This window comes from Chryseobacterium daecheongense (genome assembly GCF_003729955.1).
GTDB classification, from domain to species: Bacteria; Bacteroidota; Bacteroidia; order Flavobacteriales; family Weeksellaceae; genus Chryseobacterium; species Chryseobacterium daecheongense.
Genome location: NZ_RJTX01000001.1, coordinates 1311194 through 1328276 on the forward strand (window position 1 = coordinate 1311194; position 17083 = coordinate 1328276).

16 protein-coding genes are annotated in these 17083 nt (G+C 35.3%); 11 read left to right on the forward strand and 5 right to left on the reverse strand.

Features of this window, described 5'->3' with window-relative positions:
- The 3 genes from EGI05_RS06105 (at nucleotide 1) to EGI05_RS06115 (ending at nucleotide 3228) form a co-directional block, all read left to right on the forward strand.
- Nucleotides 1-417, forward strand: a complete 417-nt coding sequence (locus tag EGI05_RS06105) for a DUF3788 family protein (protein WP_123262155.1) — start codon at nucleotides 1-3, stop codon at nucleotides 415-417.
- 84 nt (nucleotides 418-501) lie between these two features.
- Nucleotides 502-1425, forward strand: a complete 924-nt coding sequence (locus EGI05_RS06110; protein ID WP_123262156.1) for an alpha/beta fold hydrolase — start codon at nucleotides 502-504, stop codon at nucleotides 1423-1425.
- Nucleotides 1426-1503: 78 nt separating this feature from the next.
- Nucleotides 1504-3228, forward strand: a complete 1725-nt coding sequence (locus EGI05_RS06115; protein ID WP_123262157.1) for a S41 family peptidase — start codon at nucleotides 1504-1506, stop codon at nucleotides 3226-3228.
- Nucleotides 3229-3298: 70 nt separating this feature from the next.
- Here the strand turns inward: EGI05_RS06115 and EGI05_RS06120 are convergent, their stop codons facing one another.
- The 4 genes from EGI05_RS06120 to EGI05_RS06135 all read right to left on the reverse strand — a co-directional run bounded on the left by EGI05_RS06120 (nucleotide 3299) and on the right by EGI05_RS06135 (nucleotide 8369).
- Complete coding sequence (locus EGI05_RS06120) at nucleotides 3299-4225, reverse strand: malate dehydrogenase (RefSeq protein WP_121460330.1); 927 nt, start codon at nucleotides 4223-4225, stop codon at nucleotides 3299-3301.
- Nucleotides 4226-4366: 141 nt separating this feature from the next.
- A complete protein-coding gene (locus EGI05_RS06125; protein WP_123262158.1) occupies nucleotides 4367-4918 on the reverse strand; it encodes a biliverdin-producing heme oxygenase in 552 nt (183 codons plus the stop codon).
- A 21-nt stretch (nucleotides 4919-4939) separates the two neighbouring features.
- Nucleotides 4940-7138 (reverse strand): ATP-binding protein, encoded by a 2199-nt coding sequence (locus EGI05_RS06130; protein ID WP_123262159.1) that lies wholly within the window; start codon nucleotides 7136-7138, stop codon nucleotides 4940-4942.
- A 217-nt stretch (nucleotides 7139-7355) separates the two neighbouring features.
- Nucleotides 7356-8369, reverse strand: coding sequence for a nucleoid-associated protein (locus tag EGI05_RS06135; RefSeq protein ID WP_123262160.1), 1014 nt, complete (start codon nucleotides 8367-8369; stop codon nucleotides 7356-7358).
- A 130-nt stretch (nucleotides 8370-8499) separates the two neighbouring features.
- Here EGI05_RS06135 and EGI05_RS06140 point away from each other — a divergent pair, with 130 nt between their 5' ends.
- The 6 genes from EGI05_RS06140 (at nucleotide 8500) to EGI05_RS06160 (ending at nucleotide 11845) form a co-directional block, all read left to right on the forward strand.
- Nucleotides 8500-8994, forward strand: coding sequence for a phosphoglycerate mutase family protein (locus tag EGI05_RS06140; RefSeq protein ID WP_123262161.1), 495 nt, complete (start codon nucleotides 8500-8502; stop codon nucleotides 8992-8994).
- 56 nt (nucleotides 8995-9050) lie between these two features.
- The gene (locus EGI05_RS06145) at nucleotides 9051-9920 is read left to right on the forward strand and encodes an AraC family transcriptional regulator (protein WP_123262162.1); all 870 of its coding nucleotides are present in this window, start codon (nucleotides 9051-9053) and stop codon (nucleotides 9918-9920) included.
- 311 nt (nucleotides 9921-10231) lie between these two features.
- The gene (locus EGI05_RS06150) at nucleotides 10232-10588 is read left to right on the forward strand and encodes a DUF7674 family protein (RefSeq protein WP_123262163.1); all 357 of its coding nucleotides are present in this window, start codon (nucleotides 10232-10234) and stop codon (nucleotides 10586-10588) included.
- A 45-nt stretch (nucleotides 10589-10633) separates the two neighbouring features.
- The gene (locus tag EGI05_RS18150; protein ID WP_262693998.1) at nucleotides 10634-10765 is read left to right on the forward strand and encodes a hypothetical protein; all 132 of its coding nucleotides are present in this window, start codon (nucleotides 10634-10636) and stop codon (nucleotides 10763-10765) included.
- Nucleotides 10766-10813: 48 nt separating this feature from the next.
- The gene (locus EGI05_RS06155; protein WP_123262164.1) at nucleotides 10814-11209 is read left to right on the forward strand and encodes a DUF7674 family protein; all 396 of its coding nucleotides are present in this window, start codon (nucleotides 10814-10816) and stop codon (nucleotides 11207-11209) included.
- Between the two features lie 66 nt (nucleotides 11210-11275).
- Nucleotides 11276-11845 carry a hypothetical protein gene (locus EGI05_RS06160; protein WP_123262165.1) on the forward strand — a complete coding sequence of 190 codons (570 nt, stop codon included), beginning with the start codon at nucleotides 11276-11278 and terminating at the stop codon, nucleotides 11843-11845.
- 67 nt (nucleotides 11846-11912) lie between these two features.
- On the opposite strand, the gene dnaK is transcribed toward EGI05_RS06160, so the two are convergent.
- The gene (gene dnaK, locus EGI05_RS06165; RefSeq protein WP_123262166.1) at nucleotides 11913-13811 is read right to left on the reverse strand and encodes a molecular chaperone DnaK; all 1899 of its coding nucleotides are present in this window, start codon (nucleotides 13809-13811) and stop codon (nucleotides 11913-11915) included.
- Between the two features lie 213 nt (nucleotides 13812-14024).
- Here dnaK and ppk1 point away from each other — a divergent pair, with 213 nt between their 5' ends.
- A complete protein-coding gene (gene ppk1, locus EGI05_RS06170) occupies nucleotides 14025-16097 on the forward strand; it encodes a polyphosphate kinase 1 (protein WP_123262167.1) in 2073 nt (690 codons plus the stop codon).
- Nucleotides 16094-16978 (forward strand): Ppx/GppA phosphatase family protein, encoded by an 885-nt coding sequence (locus EGI05_RS06175; RefSeq protein WP_123262168.1) that lies wholly within the window; start codon nucleotides 16094-16096, stop codon nucleotides 16976-16978. The genes ppk1 and EGI05_RS06175 overlap by 4 nt, the downstream gene beginning before the upstream one ends.
- Nucleotides 16979-17083: the final 105 nt, after the last annotated feature.

Consider the following 17083-nt stretch of genomic DNA (forward strand, 5'->3'; position numbering starts at 1 on the left):
ATGACGAGTATTTTTACTGATAAAACAGCTAAACCTTCTGAAGATGATCTCAAAATAGCTTTGGGCGAAAAATATAAATTCTGGAACGAACTGTTTTCTTTTACCCTAGAAAAATTCCCGGAAGCCAGCTTCGACTGGCATTTTTCTGGTCAAAAATTCGGTTGGGGGTTTAGAATTAGTGATAAAAAGAGGGTTCTGGTTTATCTGTTGCCCCGCGATCAGTTTTTTAAAGTCGGTTTGGTTTTCGGTGAAAAAGCTTTCGAAGAAGTCTGTAACAGCAGCATTTCAGAAACACTCATCACTGAACTCAAAAACACGAAAAAATATGCTGAAGGCAGAGGAATAAGAATTGATATCCGGAATGATTCTTTCATTTCTGATCTTAAAAAATTAATTGAAATTAAAATTAAACATTAAAAATTTTATAATTCTTTTGATTTTTAAGTGACTTTTTAATTTAACCTTAAGTAATAAATTCTCAATTCCGGATGTTATTATTATATGAGAACAATCTGGTTATTATTACTTTTTATCATTCCGAATGTTATTTTGGCACAAGATGCTTCATCCCGTGAAAGTTTTTTTGAAACATCTGATCATGTAAAAATTAAATTCAAGGTTTCCGGAAAAGGAGAAGCCTGTATGTATGTTCCGGGAGGTCCGGGACAGGGATATGCTTCCTTTGAATTATTAGGAGGAAACCACCTTGAGAAAAATCTGAAAATGATCTATATGGATCAACGCGGTTCCGGGGAATCGGGGAAGTCGGATAATTATCATCTGGACAAAATGGTTCAGGACATTGAAGAATTGAGGCAGCATTTAAAACTTGATAAAATATTTTTAATGGCTCATTCCTTCGGAGGAATTATTGCCGTAAACTATGCAAAAAAGTATCCGCAACATACAAAGGGATTAATTTTAGCTAACGTCACACTCCACTTTCTCAATGATGAATCTGTAAAAGAACAAATAGAATATGGAAATGAGCTTCTACAGCAAAAAGGCAGATTAGTTCCGAAAGACAGTTTATCTACAGAGCTTTCTACAATAAGTAAAGCCTTAAGGTCAAAACGGATGGGATATAAATTTCTCACTGATGATGTTGAAACCATCAAGGAAATGGATAAAATAGATTCATTACATCCAAGAATCATAGATTTTGGAATGGCTGTGATTTCAAAACCACAGGAATATCCGGAATATTATGCTGATTATACTCTTCTTACAAAAAACATTAAGATCCCTGTTTTGGTGATCACCGGAAAAAAGGACAAGGCAGTAGGAACCAATCATTACAAACACTTCCGGTTTCCTGACCAGAAAATTGTTTTAATCAACGGAGGGCATCTGTTGTATTATGAAAGAAATAAGGAATTTGTAAAGGCAGTTTGGGACTTCATCAATACCCGGAAAAGACTTTAAAATAATCTATATACATCTAATTAAAATTGATTTTTTTCATTAAAAAAACTTATCTTTTCAAAGTCTAGCAATAAAAATATGAGAAAAATAAATATCATCTTTTTCCTGATCCTTACTTACTCTTTCGCTTATGGTCAAAAAGATCAGTATTATCTTTTCTTCAAGACCTGGAACTTTTTAAAATACTATCATCCGGATGTAGCTGATGGAAGAATGGATGCAGATAGTTTATTTTTAGCAACAGTTGGAGAAATCACTGATCAATCGGATGCTAATTCGGTCATTGCAGCTTTAACTAAAAATTTGACCAATCAATTTCCCGGAGCTTCTGTAACAGATGATCCAAAGGATCTACTATCCGCCAATCAAAATTTCAATTGGTATCAGAAGAATAAAAAGATCAATGCTGAAAACAAGGTATTACTTAATAGCATTTACAATCACAGATCTATAACAACATCTATAAAAAAGGCTCCATCAACAACAGATAAAAGCAAGGACCAATTTTCTAAGGAGCAAAACCTTCCTTTACCATACCGCTTGTTAATCATGGCGAAGATTCAGGGTTCCATCGATTATCTTTATCCTCACAAATATTTGATGCCCAAAGATTCTGACGCTTACTTTACTCATTTATTAGATCTAGCCATTAACTGTACTTCCCGCAAAGACTTTGAAATCATTCTTGCTAAAGCAGTAGCCAAAATGGAAGATACTCATGCGTTTAGATTTTATGATCAGTTGCACTATAAAAACGAAATATATCATTGTTTATATTATCCTCCTTTCGATTATGTTCTTTTTGAAGATCATTTGTTGGTTACCCACCTTATCCTTCCTGAAATAGGCGCTAAATCCCAAATCCAGGTCGGAGACCAAATAATGGAAATCAATGGTAAAAGTATTTCAGAAATCATCAAAGAAAAACAGGCATTGATCTCAGCTTCCAATATGGAAACTCTTCTTCACATGATGTCTGATTATCAGAGAAATTTGATCTGGCCGGATGACCTTGCTCAAAAAAACCTGAAGGTAAAATCAAATCAAGATCATACAATCCGCAGCTTGAAAGTAGATTTTACAGATTTCAGGAACAAAGAGGACTTAGCGAAGGTTACAGCATATATCAAAGAAAAGATACATACTGAAACCCAATACAAAATATCTCATAAGGATATAGCTTATTTTAAAATTAATGACATTTTTTCTATCATTGATAATATTCCTGACGATCAGCTGGATGATCAAATGGATCGTATTTTTAAAGAAGCTTCATCAAAAAAAGCCATTGTCTTTGATATGCGGGGTTATCCGGACTGGGGCGGATTTGTATTTCATTATATTTATAAATATTTTTCTCCGCTAGAAAATCATTTTGGGAAATATTACGAACCCAACATTAAAAATAAAGGAACTTATATTCCCATCAGTTATACCCAATTTGGTCACTACTATCCCTTAATTGAGAATAAAACCGTCCATCCATATCAAGGAAAAGTCTTCATCATTGTTAATCCTGATACTTTAAGCATGAGTGAATGGAATACCATGAACCTACAGAAAGTTTTTCCGCAAGCCATTACCATAGGCCAAAAAACAGCCGGAGCCGATGGAGACACTGTAACAGAGCCACTTGCAGCCGGGTACAATCTGGTGTTTACCGGAAACGGCATCTTTTATGATGACAACACACAAACTCAAAAAACGGGTATCAGAATCAATAAGCTCATCAGATATAGCGATGAAGATATTATTCAAAAGCGGGATCTGGAAGCAGAAAAGATTTTAAATTCATTGAAATAAATTATTTGAATAAAAAAAGCTCCGGCGCGACCAAAGGTCGCGCCGGAGCTTTTTTATATAAAGTTTTCAATTAAAACTTCAAATCTCCATTCACCTCTCTTACCGCTTTTGCAGCTTCAGCGAATTTTGCTTTTTCTTCTTCAGTTAAAGTAATATCTACAATTCTTTCAACACCGTTTGCTCCGATAATTGCAGGAACACCTAAGCAGATATCGCTTTCTCCGTATTCACCATCAAGCATTAAAGAACAAGGGATCATTTTCTTCTGGTCACATGCAATTGCCTGAACCATTACAGAAACAGCAGCACCTGGAGCATACCAAGCAGAAGTTCCTAATAATTTAGTAAGAGTAGCTCCTCCTACTTTAGTTTCTTCAATAACATATTGTTGCTTTTCTTCGCTTAAGAATTCTGTTACAGGAACTCCGTTTCTTGTCGCTTTGCTCAATAACGGAAGCATTCCTGTGTCACTGTGAGCAGCGATTACCATTCCGTCTACATCAGAAATAGGGCTTTCCAATGCTTCAGCCAATCTGTATTTGAATCTTGCTGAGTCAAGAGCACCACCCATACCGATGATTCTGTGCTTTGGAAGACCGGAAGTTTTGTGTACCAAGTAAGCCATAGTATCCATTGGGTTAGAAACCACAATGATGATAACGTCAGGAGAGTGTTTTACTAAGTTTTCAGTAACTTCTTTCACGATTCCTGCGTTGATTCCGATTAATTCTTCTCTTGTCATTCCAGGTTTTCTTGGAATCCCTGAAGTGATCACCGCTACATGGGAACCTGCAGTTTTACTGTAATCTCCTGTTGTTCCTGTAATTTTAGTGTCAAAACCGTTCAATGATGCTGTTTGCATCAAATCCATTGCTTTACCTTCAGCAAAACCTTCTTTAATATCTACTAAAACTACTTCTGAACAGAAATTTTTCATTGCGATGTATTCTGCACAACTTGCTCCTACAGCTCCTGCACCTACTACGGTTACTTTCATAATGTATACTTTTTTATTGTTTATTTAAATTTGTCCGGTCTGAAATTTTTGACTTCCAAATTTAATAATTCTTGAAAAGTTGAGCAATTTTTAAGGAATTTAATTGCAAATGAAAAAATTCAGGTAAAGGCAAGTAAGAATTTAATGTACATTCAACAGTAATGTGTATAATTTTTGAGCTCCCGACAATACCTCATCATAATTTTCCTGATGCACTTCCGAGTCTAACACTTCTTTGAAATTTTTCCACATAAAACCTGTGTTTTCCTGATAACAGCCAAAGAAATGAAACGTAATATCGTCAAAACCCTCAGTTTTGGAAAGTTGCTTAGCAATAACATTTCCGCCTAAAGTAGAACCTTCGATCACATAAAGCATCCCTAATGCTTCATGCTCATTTTCAATTTCCAGCACATGCATGGCATCTTTGTTTTCCAATGACAGGCTTTTAAGATCCTTTTGTATCAAAGGCAGCTTTCTTCTTAAGTTCAATTGAAGCTTTTCGGAAAATCTTTGGGAAAGGCTGTTGAATATCTTGTCCTCCGAATGCAATAACATCAGATAATTGGAATGAATGATTTTTTTATAGTCTTCTAAAGTGAAGGTTTTGTTAAAAATTCTTTCAGAGTTAAATAATTTTTCAGCAGCGTTGTGATATTCTGCTGTATTTTGTTTAAGATATTCCGAAACCATACTAAAATTTAATGATTTACCTCAAAGGTAAGGCTTTTTAAATGTCAAAATAAAAGATGTCCCCTTTTCGCTGCTTTCGTAAGTGACGTCACCTCCTATTCTCTTCATGATCCTATGTACAATAGATAAGCCTACTCCATTTCCTTTGAATTTTTTGGCATTATCCAGCCTGTTGAAAATTTTAAACATTTTATGTTTTTCCTCTTCAGGAATACCTATCCCATTATCTGAAATCCTGTAAATGATAGTTTGACCGTCCTCCGTCCCTTCAATTTCAACTTTAGGCTGTTCATTATGAGAAGAGTATTTAACCGCATTATTGATGATATTCAGAAAAACCTGATGCAGCATGGTTTTATCTGCAAGAACATCAGGACATTCTCTAATGATGATCTCACTTCCCGGACTTTCAAAGGTAATCTTGGCGTTTTCAGAGATCTTATGAATCATAGTATCGGTTTTAATCCCCTCCAACTGTATTTCGCTGTACTTCGCCCGGCTAAGCTGTAGAACATCATGCATCATTTCGGCCATACTGTCTATTTCTTCAATAATGGTGTTGATTTTATGTCTGCTTTTTTCTGAACCATCGGTAAGATTATTCAAAAGCATCTGTGCATTCAGTTTCATCACGGTTAACGGAGTTCCCAGATCATGTGAAATGGTGTATGAAAAGCTATCCAGCTCTTCATTTACCTTTTTCAGCTCATCATTAAGGCGTTTGATCACCGTATATTGTTTATGAGAGGTTTCCAGAATCACATCACGTACAGCATGTACAGCACTGATATTCCCTGAATTCCATCTTTTAGAATTCCCTTTAATATTTTCCGTGAACAGCTGAAAAGAAGTGCGTGGCGATACCATTTGCTTTTCCTCTCCGTTTTGAACAAAAACCTCAATTTTCTTTTCAGGATTTCCCGCCCAGTTGATATGCTCATCAAATTCTTTTCTGAACCAGATCAGCATCTCATTCTTACTTCTTTCTATAAAATAAATGATGATTCCTGCCGTACTTTCGTCCAATCCCAGCTCATCACCATGATCTTTCAGAAAACTGCGGCTTACATAGATATTTTCTTTTACATTTTCATTAGCCCATTCTATAATCTTGTCAAGAACATCTCGCTGAGGAGCCGTTCCTTCAGTAACGATATATTCGTCGAAGGCAATGGCTAAACCATCTGCTTCCGGTAATTCTTTAATTTCTGCTTTATTTTGAACCAAAGAATCAAATAAGGAGTTCTGCTTTAGGAATTCCGCTTTTAATTGTGAAGATCTTTCATTCAATTCCAAACGGTAATTCAGCTCTTTTTTGGACTTAAATGACGAATAAGCATTAGAAGCTAATGCCGTAAAGATTCCAGCTTGTACCCTGTCTTCAAGATCTATATGTTTGGGCTCCGTATTCTGACAGGTCACCAATCCCCATAAATGATTATCAATAATGATGGAAACACTAAAGCTTGAAGAAGCTCCCGAGTTTTTAATGTACTGACCATGAATAGGAGACATTCCTCGTGAAGCGGTAAAAGTAAGGTCGATAGAATCTTTGACCCTGCTCAAGATCGGAACTGTTTCCGAATGTACATTACTGAAAATCCTTTTTCTTTTTTTCAGATACAGCTCTCTCGCCTGTCTGGGAATATCTGTTTCCGGATAATGCAGCCCCAGATAACTGTCTGTGTTACCTTTTCTCTTTTCAGCAATTACTTTTCCGGAACCATCCATCATAAATTTATAGACCATTAAACGGTCATAATCTATGATCTTAGATAAGGTTCCTAAAAGCTGGTCCCAAATTTCCTGAGCATCATCAATAAAATAGAAATTATCATATTTATTGGAGATCCGTTTGTTCGGATTAATAATAACCTCCTCAAACTCTAAAAATATATGATCATCATTTCTGAAAACTGAGAAATGATATTCTTTATCTTTGATAATGATCTTATCAAAATACGTTTCGTTTTTTCTCCGGGTAAACCGGTCTAAAGAAGCATAAATTTCAGATTCTATAATTCCCTGAAAACTTTCGGGGAAGTCCGTAATCTTTTTATCGAAAAGCTGTTCCGCATTTTCAATATCAAAAACATCCGAAATATTCCTGCTGAAAAAAGTGATGGTGTATGATTTTGCATCAATGCCAATAAGATAACCAAAACTTTGTATATACCCCGGAATATGGATAGGCTCCTCATGACACTCTACAAAATTCATATAATATTTAAATCTATCAAATATAACGAATTTTTTAAAGTTTTATGATGATAAAACAGACTTTTGATACCACAAAAAAATAAAAGCCTTATTATACTTCTTTTCTTATTATACCTTACTCAATTATCCGTTGAAGGTCACATCCTAAAAACAAAAAACTCTAATCCCAATTATTAGAGTTTTCATTCTTTTTATGCTTGTATCAAGATAAGAAGTATTAATCTTCTTTCTCAAAATACAACATATAATATTTTCCTTTTTCATCCTGCCCCTGAGCAATCTTTTGCCTGTCTCCGTGAATATAGATATGGAAGTTTTTATCCAGCTTGATAATACTTTTGAAATGTCTCTGAGATTTTTTCACTGCCGTTTCATTAATGGGGAATTCCTCTGCAATATTAATCTGCATATCCTGCTCATAGTCGGTTTTGAAATTCACAAAGCTTTCAATAACGTGTTCATCTCCCAAAACTTCATTGGTGAACTCATCAAGATTAAATTGTTCTTTTTCCTTGAAGAAGTTGATGGATTTATTCAAAAAATCAGCCTGATCTGCTTTGGAAACCTCAAATTCCTGGGGAAGCTGTTTGGTAATGTAGTCTTTATACACCATTAAGGCTTCCTGGGTATGGAAATATTCGTCATCACGCTGTTTTACCTTCAAAAAGTCTTCAAACCAATAATACATGTCACCATTTTTGTTGTTGTCAACTACAGAAAGTACATATCCGCTTTCCTTCCCGTTGTTATAGATCAAAGCCGCCTTATCGATCTTGGAAAGACTGATTCCCTGGTCTTTTTCCAGCTCAAAGGTTTCATTTTGAGGGAATATCTTTAAAAATGAATCTCTCTTCTCAGTTTTAAAAATTCCTATTTTATCTACCTTTTCACCGCCTGCTTCTTCTCCTTCAAAATAGACAATAAATAATTCTCCTCCCTGAACTCTTGGGTTTTCAGCAGCCTCAAAAAGATGTTTTGCAATATTTTCAGATTCCCATAGGAATTTGGCCTTGTCTTCAAAAATTTCAGACACAGCACTGTACACAGGATTGTTCACCAGATAAGAATCACTGTAAAACTGGTAGGTTTCCTCCGATTTGAAAGAACCCAGAAAATAATTTTCAAGCAATTCTGCCATTCCTTCATCCAGCTGCAATTCTTCCTGAGAAAGAATTAAAGATTCTCCATTGATTTTATTACCTACCCTGTGAACTATAATTTTTGAAAACATTTTTAATTTTTTTGAGGGGACAAATATAGTTGTAAACTTCAAAGACAGCAAGAATCTCATTAAGGTATTTGTTTTTAGGATATAATTATTATTTTAGCATAACATCAGATAAAACCTGACTTCCAATGCTATGAAAAAGCTTTTATTCACCTTCGTATTATTGCTTTCCTGCTTGTTTCTGCAGGCGCAAACAACCCAAGTTTATATTGTAAGACATGCGGAAAAAGATCTTTCTGATAAGGGGAATCCGAACCCGAATCTGAGCGAGACAGGAAAACAGAGAGCCGGAAAATTACTCACGGAATTAAAGAAAATAAAATTTTCAGCAGCTTATTCTACTCCATTTAACAGAACACAACAAACGATAGAACCCATTGCTTTATTTAATAAGATAGAAATCACTAATTACGATCCGAGAAATATTAAGAGCCTGGTGGAGGAGATTCTTTCCAAATATTCCGGAAAAAACGTCATCATTGTGGGACACTCCAATACCGTTCTTGAAACACTGGAAGCCTTTGGGGCGAAGAAACCTTTTGACACTATTGCCGAAGATGATTACGCGAATCTTTTTCATCTGACTATAGAAAAGGATAAAGCTACCCTTCAATCATCAAGATACTAAGTCCTGCTCTGATCCGATAATTAATTTCAATTCCCATTTTTTGCACAAGTATCTATTTGGAAAAGATTATTAAAAACATCAGGTTTAACCGGGCTAAAGCTCCTTATGAATGTGAAATTATGGAACTGGACAGTTTTTTCAAAATGTTGTCCACCTTCACGTATTTCGGTAAGACAGAAAGAATCCATTTTTATGTTGCCTTCATTATTACAGAGGGAAAAGGTAAACACTTCGTAGATTTTAAGGAATATACTCTTGAAAAAGGGACTATACTATTTGTAGCTCCGGGCCAGATTCAGCAATATGAGAAAAACCCACAATTTAAAGGTTATCTTCTCTTATTCACTGAAAACTTTTTCCGCAAACAGGCCAATGAGCTTGCGTTCCTGAATCAGACGCTTATTTTTGACACTACCCTTCCAAGCGCGCTTATACAGCCTGAACCTGGAGTATTTTCCCAAATGCTCCTTCTGATACAGCTACTACAGGCAGAACTTTCATCCAATGATACTTTCGTAAAAGAAGAAAGCCTGCAAAAACTGACAAGCTTATTCCTGATTTATGCGGAACGGCAAAAGCAAAGAAATAATGACAGTATTTCCAATCATCATTATTTGTCCCAATATTATCACTTTAAGCAATTATTGGAGAAACATTTTTCACAAGAACGCAGTGTAGATTTTTATGCTTCGCTTATGGCAATCACTCCTAAAACATTAAACAGAATTACTCAATCTGCTATTCAAAAGTCTGCCAAAGAGTTTATTGATAATAGGGTTATCATTGAAATAAAACGTCTTTTACTCTTCGAAAAACTTAGTATAAAAGAGATTGCCTATTCTCTTAATTTCAATGAACCTACCAATCTTGTTAAATATTTTAAAAAACATACAGGAGAAACACCTACCTCTTACAAAGGACAGTAGTGTCCGTTTTTTACCATCTAATGTCTGTTTTAAACCTTTTAAAAATGGACATAATATTACAACTTTGCATTTACAATAAACCTACTGAAATAGTAAGTAAGAAGGTAAAAACACAAACAAAGCTGTCGTCGAAATTGGCAGCTTTTTTTGTTTCAATATATTCTCGTTTTGAGAATTATCCGAATCATTTTGAGAGGTTTTTTATAAAGATCTTTTCCGAAATAAACCATATACTATTCACTGACAATACATTATAATCAAAAATAAGAAAAGGAATGTAATTCGTACCGTCATTTGTAAAATAAATAAAAATGAATTACGTACAGGCTGTTCAGGAAATCGCAAAGGCTGCTCCTGAGATACACAGTGAATTAAGAAAATGTTCTACCCAAAATGCTTATGAACTGATACGGATTTTTATGGTTCAAATCAGAAAAGTAGCTGGAGAAAATGAACCCAATTTGTTATTATCCTATTTAAAAAAGATGAATAAGATCTACAAAAACGGGGATACAACTATCAGAAATGCATTGGAACATACATTCATCTATTCATTGGACAATGTTGCTACATTTTGCAATGAAGAATGCAAAAAAGTCATTTTCAATACTATTTCTTTGGATTTGAGGCAGATTTATTCAAGACAGATTTATACATCCGGCATGTGATTTCATTACATTTTTCAACAATTTCATTACAAAAACAAGACTATTATGAGAACAAAAATCAGAAAACTATCCGATTGGAAAAGCTGGAAAAAGTTGAATTCCAGACACAATACCGAGATATTGGCAACCCATATTGCTGTAATCATCGGCGTATTTATTTTTGCTGCCTGCCTGTAAGTTTGGTATACTTTTCGCGGCAAGAATAATGTTTGAAAAATTAAAATTATGATGAACGGACAAATGAAAACTATTAATCAAAAAATAGCTGCCGAGTATTTAAAATTTTTCTATCCCCCACTTCGAAACGAGATCAACCAATTATCAACACAAGGTAATTTTGCGGGGATCATGCAGGCGACAATCAACTATTTAAAAGATCTTTTACAGGAATCAAAGATCAATCTCATTGCTCATCACATCAAACTGATGGATTGGATTTACCGAAATGGAAATTCTTATGTGAGAGATATGATCGAAAATCTCTTCGTACGATCATTTGAAAGCTTTAAAAAACATGCTAAAATCCAACATTGGAAACTTCTTTATGAATATATGCCTGTAAGTTTCCAACTCATTTATAATGACCAACAAAAGCAGGATAAAATATTCTTCGGTAAATAAAATTTAATTTGAAAAGAAGCTCTCCGGAACATAAAGTTTCGGAGAGTTTTTTTTATCTTTACAGCCATGAAAATGAACATTGCTTTTGTCCTCCTTTTTTCCACATTTTTTATCAACGCACAAATTTCAGAACAGGTTAGAAAATTAGCTAAGCCTTTGGATACCATTGCGTATGCGGAATCAGAATACATTAAAGTAGGTGCTGAAAAAAGTAAAGTATATGAGTATTTTCAAAAGCTTTCTGAAGTTGCCAACAACGACGATCTTTTTTATCTGGCAAAGAACGGAAGCAAATCGTTAAAATTTTATTCCAGCAAGGAATTACTTAAAAGGAACGATAAACGCTTCCTTGAAATCTATAAATTCTATACAGAAAATCCTTTTTCATTGTCTTATACCTATGGGAGCGAGGCGTCAGAAGAAGATATCACTTCTCATTTAAAACAAGCCATAAAAATTACTTCGGAAATACTTTCATTAGTAGAAGAATGGAAGAACGACGAAAAAAATAATGCCTTGGAAAGCTTCGAAGATAAACAACTCAGGAAATTTGAGGAAAAATATAAAAACCTGACGAAAACTGATTTAAAATTCTATTGGCAGGAAATAGGCAAAATTGATTCTGAAAAGAAGTAAATTTTTACAAATAATAAAAAATCCCCGGGCTTCGCCCAGGGATTTTTATTTATATAGCTTATAACTATTATTTTACTTCTTCGAAGTCTGCATCCTGTACATCTTCAGCACCGCCTGCATTTCCTCCTGGATTCTGAGCTCCTGCATCAGCTCCCGGAGCTTGTTGTCCTGCTGCATACAATTCTTCTGAAGCGGCCATCCAAGCTGCGTCTAAAGCCTCTGTTTTAGCTTTTACGTCATCGCTGTTTTTAGCTTCAAAAGCTGTTTTCAATTCAGCGGCTGCACTTTCGATCGCTGCTTTTTTGTCAGCAGAAAGCTTATCTCCGAATTCTTTCAATTGCTTTTCAGTCTGGAAGATCAATCCGTCTGCTTTATTGAAGATTTCAACTTCTTCTTTCTTCTTAGCATCCGCGGAAGCATTTTCCTGAGCTTCTTTCTTCATTCTTTCGATTTCTTCGTCAGAAAGACCTGAAGAAGCTTGGATTTTAATAGACTGCTCTTTACCTGTACCTTTATCTTTTGCAGATACGTGAAGGATACCGTTCGCATCAATATCGAAAGTTACTTCAATTTGAGGAACCCCTCTTGGTGCAGGTGGAATATCTGTTAAATCAAATCTACCGATCTCTTTGTTATCGTTGAACATTGGTCTTTCTCCCTGTCCTACTCTGATGCTTACAGCCGGCTGGTTGTCAGAAGCTGTAGAGAACACCTCAGATTTTTTAGTTGGGATCGTTGTATTTGCTTCGATCAATTTCGTAAATACTGAACCCATTGTTTCAATACCTAAAGAAAGTGGAGTAACGTCAAGAAGCAATACATCTTTCACATCTCCTGTTAAAACTCCTCCCTGGATAGCTGCACCTACTGCTACTACCTCATCCGGGTTTACTCCTTTAGATGGTTTTTTACCGAAGAATTTTTCCACTTCTTCTTGGATAACCGGGATTCTTGTAGAACCCCCTACTAAAATTACCTCATCAATATCAGAAGTAGATAATCCTGCATCTTTCAATGCTTTTGCAACAGGCTCCATAGATCTTCTTACCAGATCTGAAGCTAGCTGTTCAAATTTAGCTCTGGTTAAAGTCTTCACTAAGTGTTTAGGACCTGTAGCCGTAGCTGTAATATATGGTAGGTTAATTTCAGTTTGTGGAGAAGAAGATAATTCGATTTTTGCTTTTTCAGCAGCTTCTTTTAATCTTTGAAGAGCAATAGCATCTGCTTTTAGATCTACTCCTTCTTCAGACTTGAATTCATCTGCCATCCAGTTAATAATCACATCATCAAAGTCATCCCCTCCTAAGTGAGTATCTCCGTTGGTAGATAATACCTCAAATACCCCATCACCTAGATCAAGGATAGAGATATCAAAAGTACCTCCACCAAGGTCATATACTGCGATCTTCTGATCTTTGTGATTTTTATCTAAACCATACGCTAACGCAGCAGCTGTAGGCTCGTTGATAATTCTTTCTACTTTAAGACCTGCAATTTCTCCAGCTTCTTTAGTAGCCTGTCTTTGAGCATCATTAAAGTAAGCAGGAACAGTGATAACCGCTCTTGTTACTTCCTGTCCAAGGTAATCTTCAGCAGTTTTCTTCATTTTCTGAAGGATCATCGCTGAAATTTCCTGTGGAGTATATTCTCTATCGTCTATTTTTACTTTTACGGTATCGTTGGGTCCGCTTACTACTTCATAAGGCACTCTTGCGATCTCGCTAGCATCATCTTTAAAATGAGTTCCAATAAATCTTTTGATAGAATATACTGTCTTTTTTGGATTCGTTACAGCTTGTCTTTTAGCAGGATCTCCTACTTTTCTTTCACCATCTTCCGTGAATGCTACAATGGAAGGTGTAGTTCTTTTTCCTTCTGCATTAGGAATAACTACAGGGTCTTTACCCTCCATTACGGCAACACAAGAGTTGGTGGTTCCTAAGTCAATTCCAATTATTTTACTCATAATATTTTATATTTTTTCTAATTTTTAATTTTCAATTTACATTCAGAATTTCTCAATATTTATACCATCCGGAAATTTGTGACAAATTGACACATTGTATTCAAAAATGCTTTCAGTAAACCATTTCAAGATGTAAAAATTAATTAAAGTTTAACCTTAAATTGCATCTACCAATATGATTAATTCTTATTTTTGATAAATTTTAACACAAATATGTCATTACATTTCAACCCGAGAGACATTACATGGCTAGCTTTCAATGAGAGAGTACTACAGGAAGCAATGGACGAAAAGGTTCCTTTACATTTAAGAATCCGTTTTCTTGGGATATTTTCCAATAATTTAGATGAATTTTTCAGAGTGCGTGTAGCCGGGCTAAAGAGGGCAATGGATTTTAAGGAAAAAATAATTGCCGAATCCTTTTATCAGCCTCCATCCAAAATATTACAGAGAATTAATGACATTGTTATTAAGCAACAACAGAATTTTGACAAAACCTGGAAAAAAATCCAGGCTGAAATGGCAGATCATAAAGTTTTCATCAAGAATTCCAAAAACCTCACCCCAAAACAGAAGGATTTTGTAAGGAATTATTTTGATGAAGTGGTAGAATCCAATGTGATTCCGATCTTACTTCATGACAATACACCAATGCCATATTTAAGAGACAAAAGTCTTTATTTAGGGGTTGCTATGAGGAAGAAAGACTGGCAATACCAGAGCAATTATGCCATTATTGAAATTCCGTCTCGCTTTGTGGGAAGATTCGTTCTTCTCCCTACAGAAGATCCGGAAGAAAAAAATGTCATGCTGCTGGAAGACGTCATTACCTTTAACCTACCGCATATTTTTTCTTATTTTGGATATGATGAATTTTCTGCCAATGCTTTTAAGGTGACAAAAGATGCTGAATTGGATCTTGATAATGACATCAGAACCAATTTCGCAGAAAAAATAGAAAAAGGCCTTAAAAACAGAAGAAAAGGAAAGCCTACCCGTTTTGTTTTCGATAAAGACATGGACAAAGCATTGTTAGAAATGCTGATCCGTAAACTCAACCTAACCAAGAAAGACAGTATTATTCCGGGAGGTAAAATCCATAATTTCAAGCATTTCATGGATTTCCCTGACGTTTTTGAAGCCTATGAAAGACCCGTGGAAAGAACTTCTTTTACTCACCCTGCTTTTGAGCATGGTGAAAGAGTGACGGATGTTATCCTGAAAAATGATGTATTGCTTACTTTCCCTTACCATAAATATAATCCGGTTATCGATTTACTTCGCGAAGCGGCGATGGATCCTGATGTAAAATCTATTCAGATCACGGCTTACCGGTTGGCAAGCAGCTCGAAGATCATTAATGCATTAATTTATGCAGCCAGGAATGGTAAAGAAGTCACCGTCATGCTTGAACTTCAGGCCAGATTCGATGAAGAGTCCAACCTGGAATGGAAAGACATGCTGGAACCAGAAGGAATCACAGTTTTAGTAGGAATTCCAAATAAAAAAGTTCACGCCAAACTTTGTGTCATTAAAAAAAGAGCTCATAATAAAACCATTCAGTATGGTTTTGTGAGTACCGGAAATTTTAATGAAAAAACGGCCAGAATTTATGGAGATCATTTACTTATGACAGCAGACCGTGGCATTATGGCAGACATCAACAAAGTGTTTAATGTTTTGAAAAAGCCGAAAGAAGATATTTTACCGGTTTTGAAAACGTGTAAAAGCTTATTGGTTTGCCCTCAGTTTATGCGTGAAAAAATCATCCACCATATTGATAAGGAAATTGAAGAAGCTAAGGCAGGAAGAAAAGCGGAAATGATCATCAAGGCCAATTCTTTAAGTGACCGAACCTTGATTATAAAATTATATGATGCAGCAAAGGCAGGAGTAGTCATCAGAATGATTGTAAGAGGAATCTATTGTGCCGTTAATCAGAAAGATTTCAAAGAAAAAATAAAAGGAATAAGTATTGTAGATGAATACCTGGAACACGCAAGAGTAATGTATTTCTATAATAAGGGGGCGGAAGATATCTATATATCCTCTGCAGACTGGATGACACGAAATTTAGATTACAGGATTGAAGCTGCTGCAAAAATTACCAACAAAGAACTGAAAAAAGAATTGAAGGATATTCTTGACATTCAGCTGAGAGATAACGTGAAGGCAAGAATACTGGATAAGAAACTGAGCAACGAATATGTGAGAAATGATAAAAAGGAATGCCGTTCTCAAATTGAAACATATAAATATTTAAAAGCTAAAACGAATACGAAATGAAGATCGCTGCTATCGACATAGGGAGTAATGCCGCCAGACTTTTGATCAATGAAGTAAAAATAAACAACAGAAAACCTGAATTTATCAAGCTTAACCTGCTTAGGATTCCCTTAAGATTGGGAATGGATGTTTTCACATTGGGAAAAATCGGGGAAGAAAGAGAAAAAATGGTAGTAGACTCCATGAAAATTTTCAGCGACTTGATGAAAATTTATAAGGTGGATCATTATAGAGCCTGTGCCACCAGTGCAATGCGTGATGCTGCGAACGGCCAGCAAATCATAAAAGAAGTAAAGGAAACTTCGGGAATTGAAATCGAGATCATTTCAGGAGATGAAGAAGCCACTTTAGTTTATGAGAACCATGTTGCGGAAGGATTAGACAAGGAATTCTCTTATCTGTATATTGATGTTGGTGGTGGTTCAACAGAACTTACTTTCTATGAAAACGGTAAAATGAAATATGAAAAATCCTTCAATATCGGAACGATCCGTCTATTGAATAACCTGGTAACCTTGGATAACTGGAAGGAAATGAAAGAGGAGATCAAAAAAAACATTACCAGCAAAAAACCTATTGTCGCCATTGGTTCCGGGGGAAACATCAATAAAGTGTTCTCAATGAGCAAAACCAAGGATGGAAAACCAATGTCATTATCTCATCTTAAAAAGGTATATAAAGAGTTTGATGAGCTTACGGTAGAGGAAAGAATGACCCAGTATAATCTGAGGGAGGACAGAGCCGACGTATTGGTACACGCTTTGAAAATTTTCAATAATGTAATGACATGGGCGGATATCAATAGGATTTTTGTCCCTAAAATATCGGTTGCCGATGGTCTTATTCATAATATCTACAGCCATCTACAGAATAAGAAATAAATGAAAATTTCATAGAAAATTTAAATCAGTTACATTTTGTAACTGATTTTATTTTTTTTAAAGTAAATTTAAACCACCAATCGTCATAAAGATTATAATATTAAA

Bases quoted from the DNA above. Each gene is read 5' to 3' on its own strand.
- EGI05_RS06140 (WP_123262161.1), top strand. From the start codon at position 8,500: ATGAAAAAGCTTTTATTCACCTTCGTATTATTGCTTTCCTGCTTGTTT.
- EGI05_RS06160 (WP_123262165.1), top strand. From the start codon at position 11,276: ATGAAAATGAACATTGCTTTTGTCCTCCTTTTTTCCACATTTTTTATC.
- EGI05_RS18150 (WP_262693998.1), top strand. From the start codon at position 10,634: ATGAGAACAAAAATCAGAAAACTATCCGATTGGAAAAGCTGGAAAAAG.
- dnaK (WP_123262166.1), bottom strand. From the start codon at position 13,811: ATGAGTAAAATAATTGGAATTGACTTAGGAACCACCAACTCTTGTGTT.
- EGI05_RS06110 (WP_123262156.1), top strand. From the start codon at position 502: ATGAGAACAATCTGGTTATTATTACTTTTTATCATTCCGAATGTTATT.
- EGI05_RS06130 (WP_123262159.1), bottom strand. From the start codon at position 7,138: ATGAATTTTGTAGAGTGTCATGAGGAGCCTATCCATATTCCGGGGTAT.
- EGI05_RS06150 (WP_123262163.1), top strand. From the start codon at position 10,232: ATGAATTACGTACAGGCTGTTCAGGAAATCGCAAAGGCTGCTCCTGAG.
- ppk1 (WP_123262167.1), top strand. From the start codon at position 14,025: ATGTCATTACATTTCAACCCGAGAGACATTACATGGCTAGCTTTCAAT.
- EGI05_RS06120 (WP_121460330.1), bottom strand. From the start codon at position 4,225: ATGAAAGTAACCGTAGTAGGTGCAGGAGCTGTAGGAGCAAGTTGTGCA.
- EGI05_RS06135 (WP_123262160.1), bottom strand. From the start codon at position 8,369: ATGTTTTCAAAAATTATAGTTCACAGGGTAGGTAATAAAATCAATGGA.
- EGI05_RS06175 (WP_123262168.1), top strand. From the start codon at position 16,094: ATGAAGATCGCTGCTATCGACATAGGGAGTAATGCCGCCAGACTTTTG.
- EGI05_RS06115 (WP_123262157.1), top strand. From the start codon at position 1,504: ATGAGAAAAATAAATATCATCTTTTTCCTGATCCTTACTTACTCTTTC.
- EGI05_RS06105 (WP_123262155.1), top strand. From the start codon at position 1: ATGACGAGTATTTTTACTGATAAAACAGCTAAACCTTCTGAAGATGAT.
- EGI05_RS06125 (WP_123262158.1), bottom strand. From the start codon at position 4,918: ATGGTTTCGGAATATCTTAAACAAAATACAGCAGAATATCACAACGCT.
- EGI05_RS06155 (WP_123262164.1), top strand. From the start codon at position 10,814: ATGATGAACGGACAAATGAAAACTATTAATCAAAAAATAGCTGCCGAG.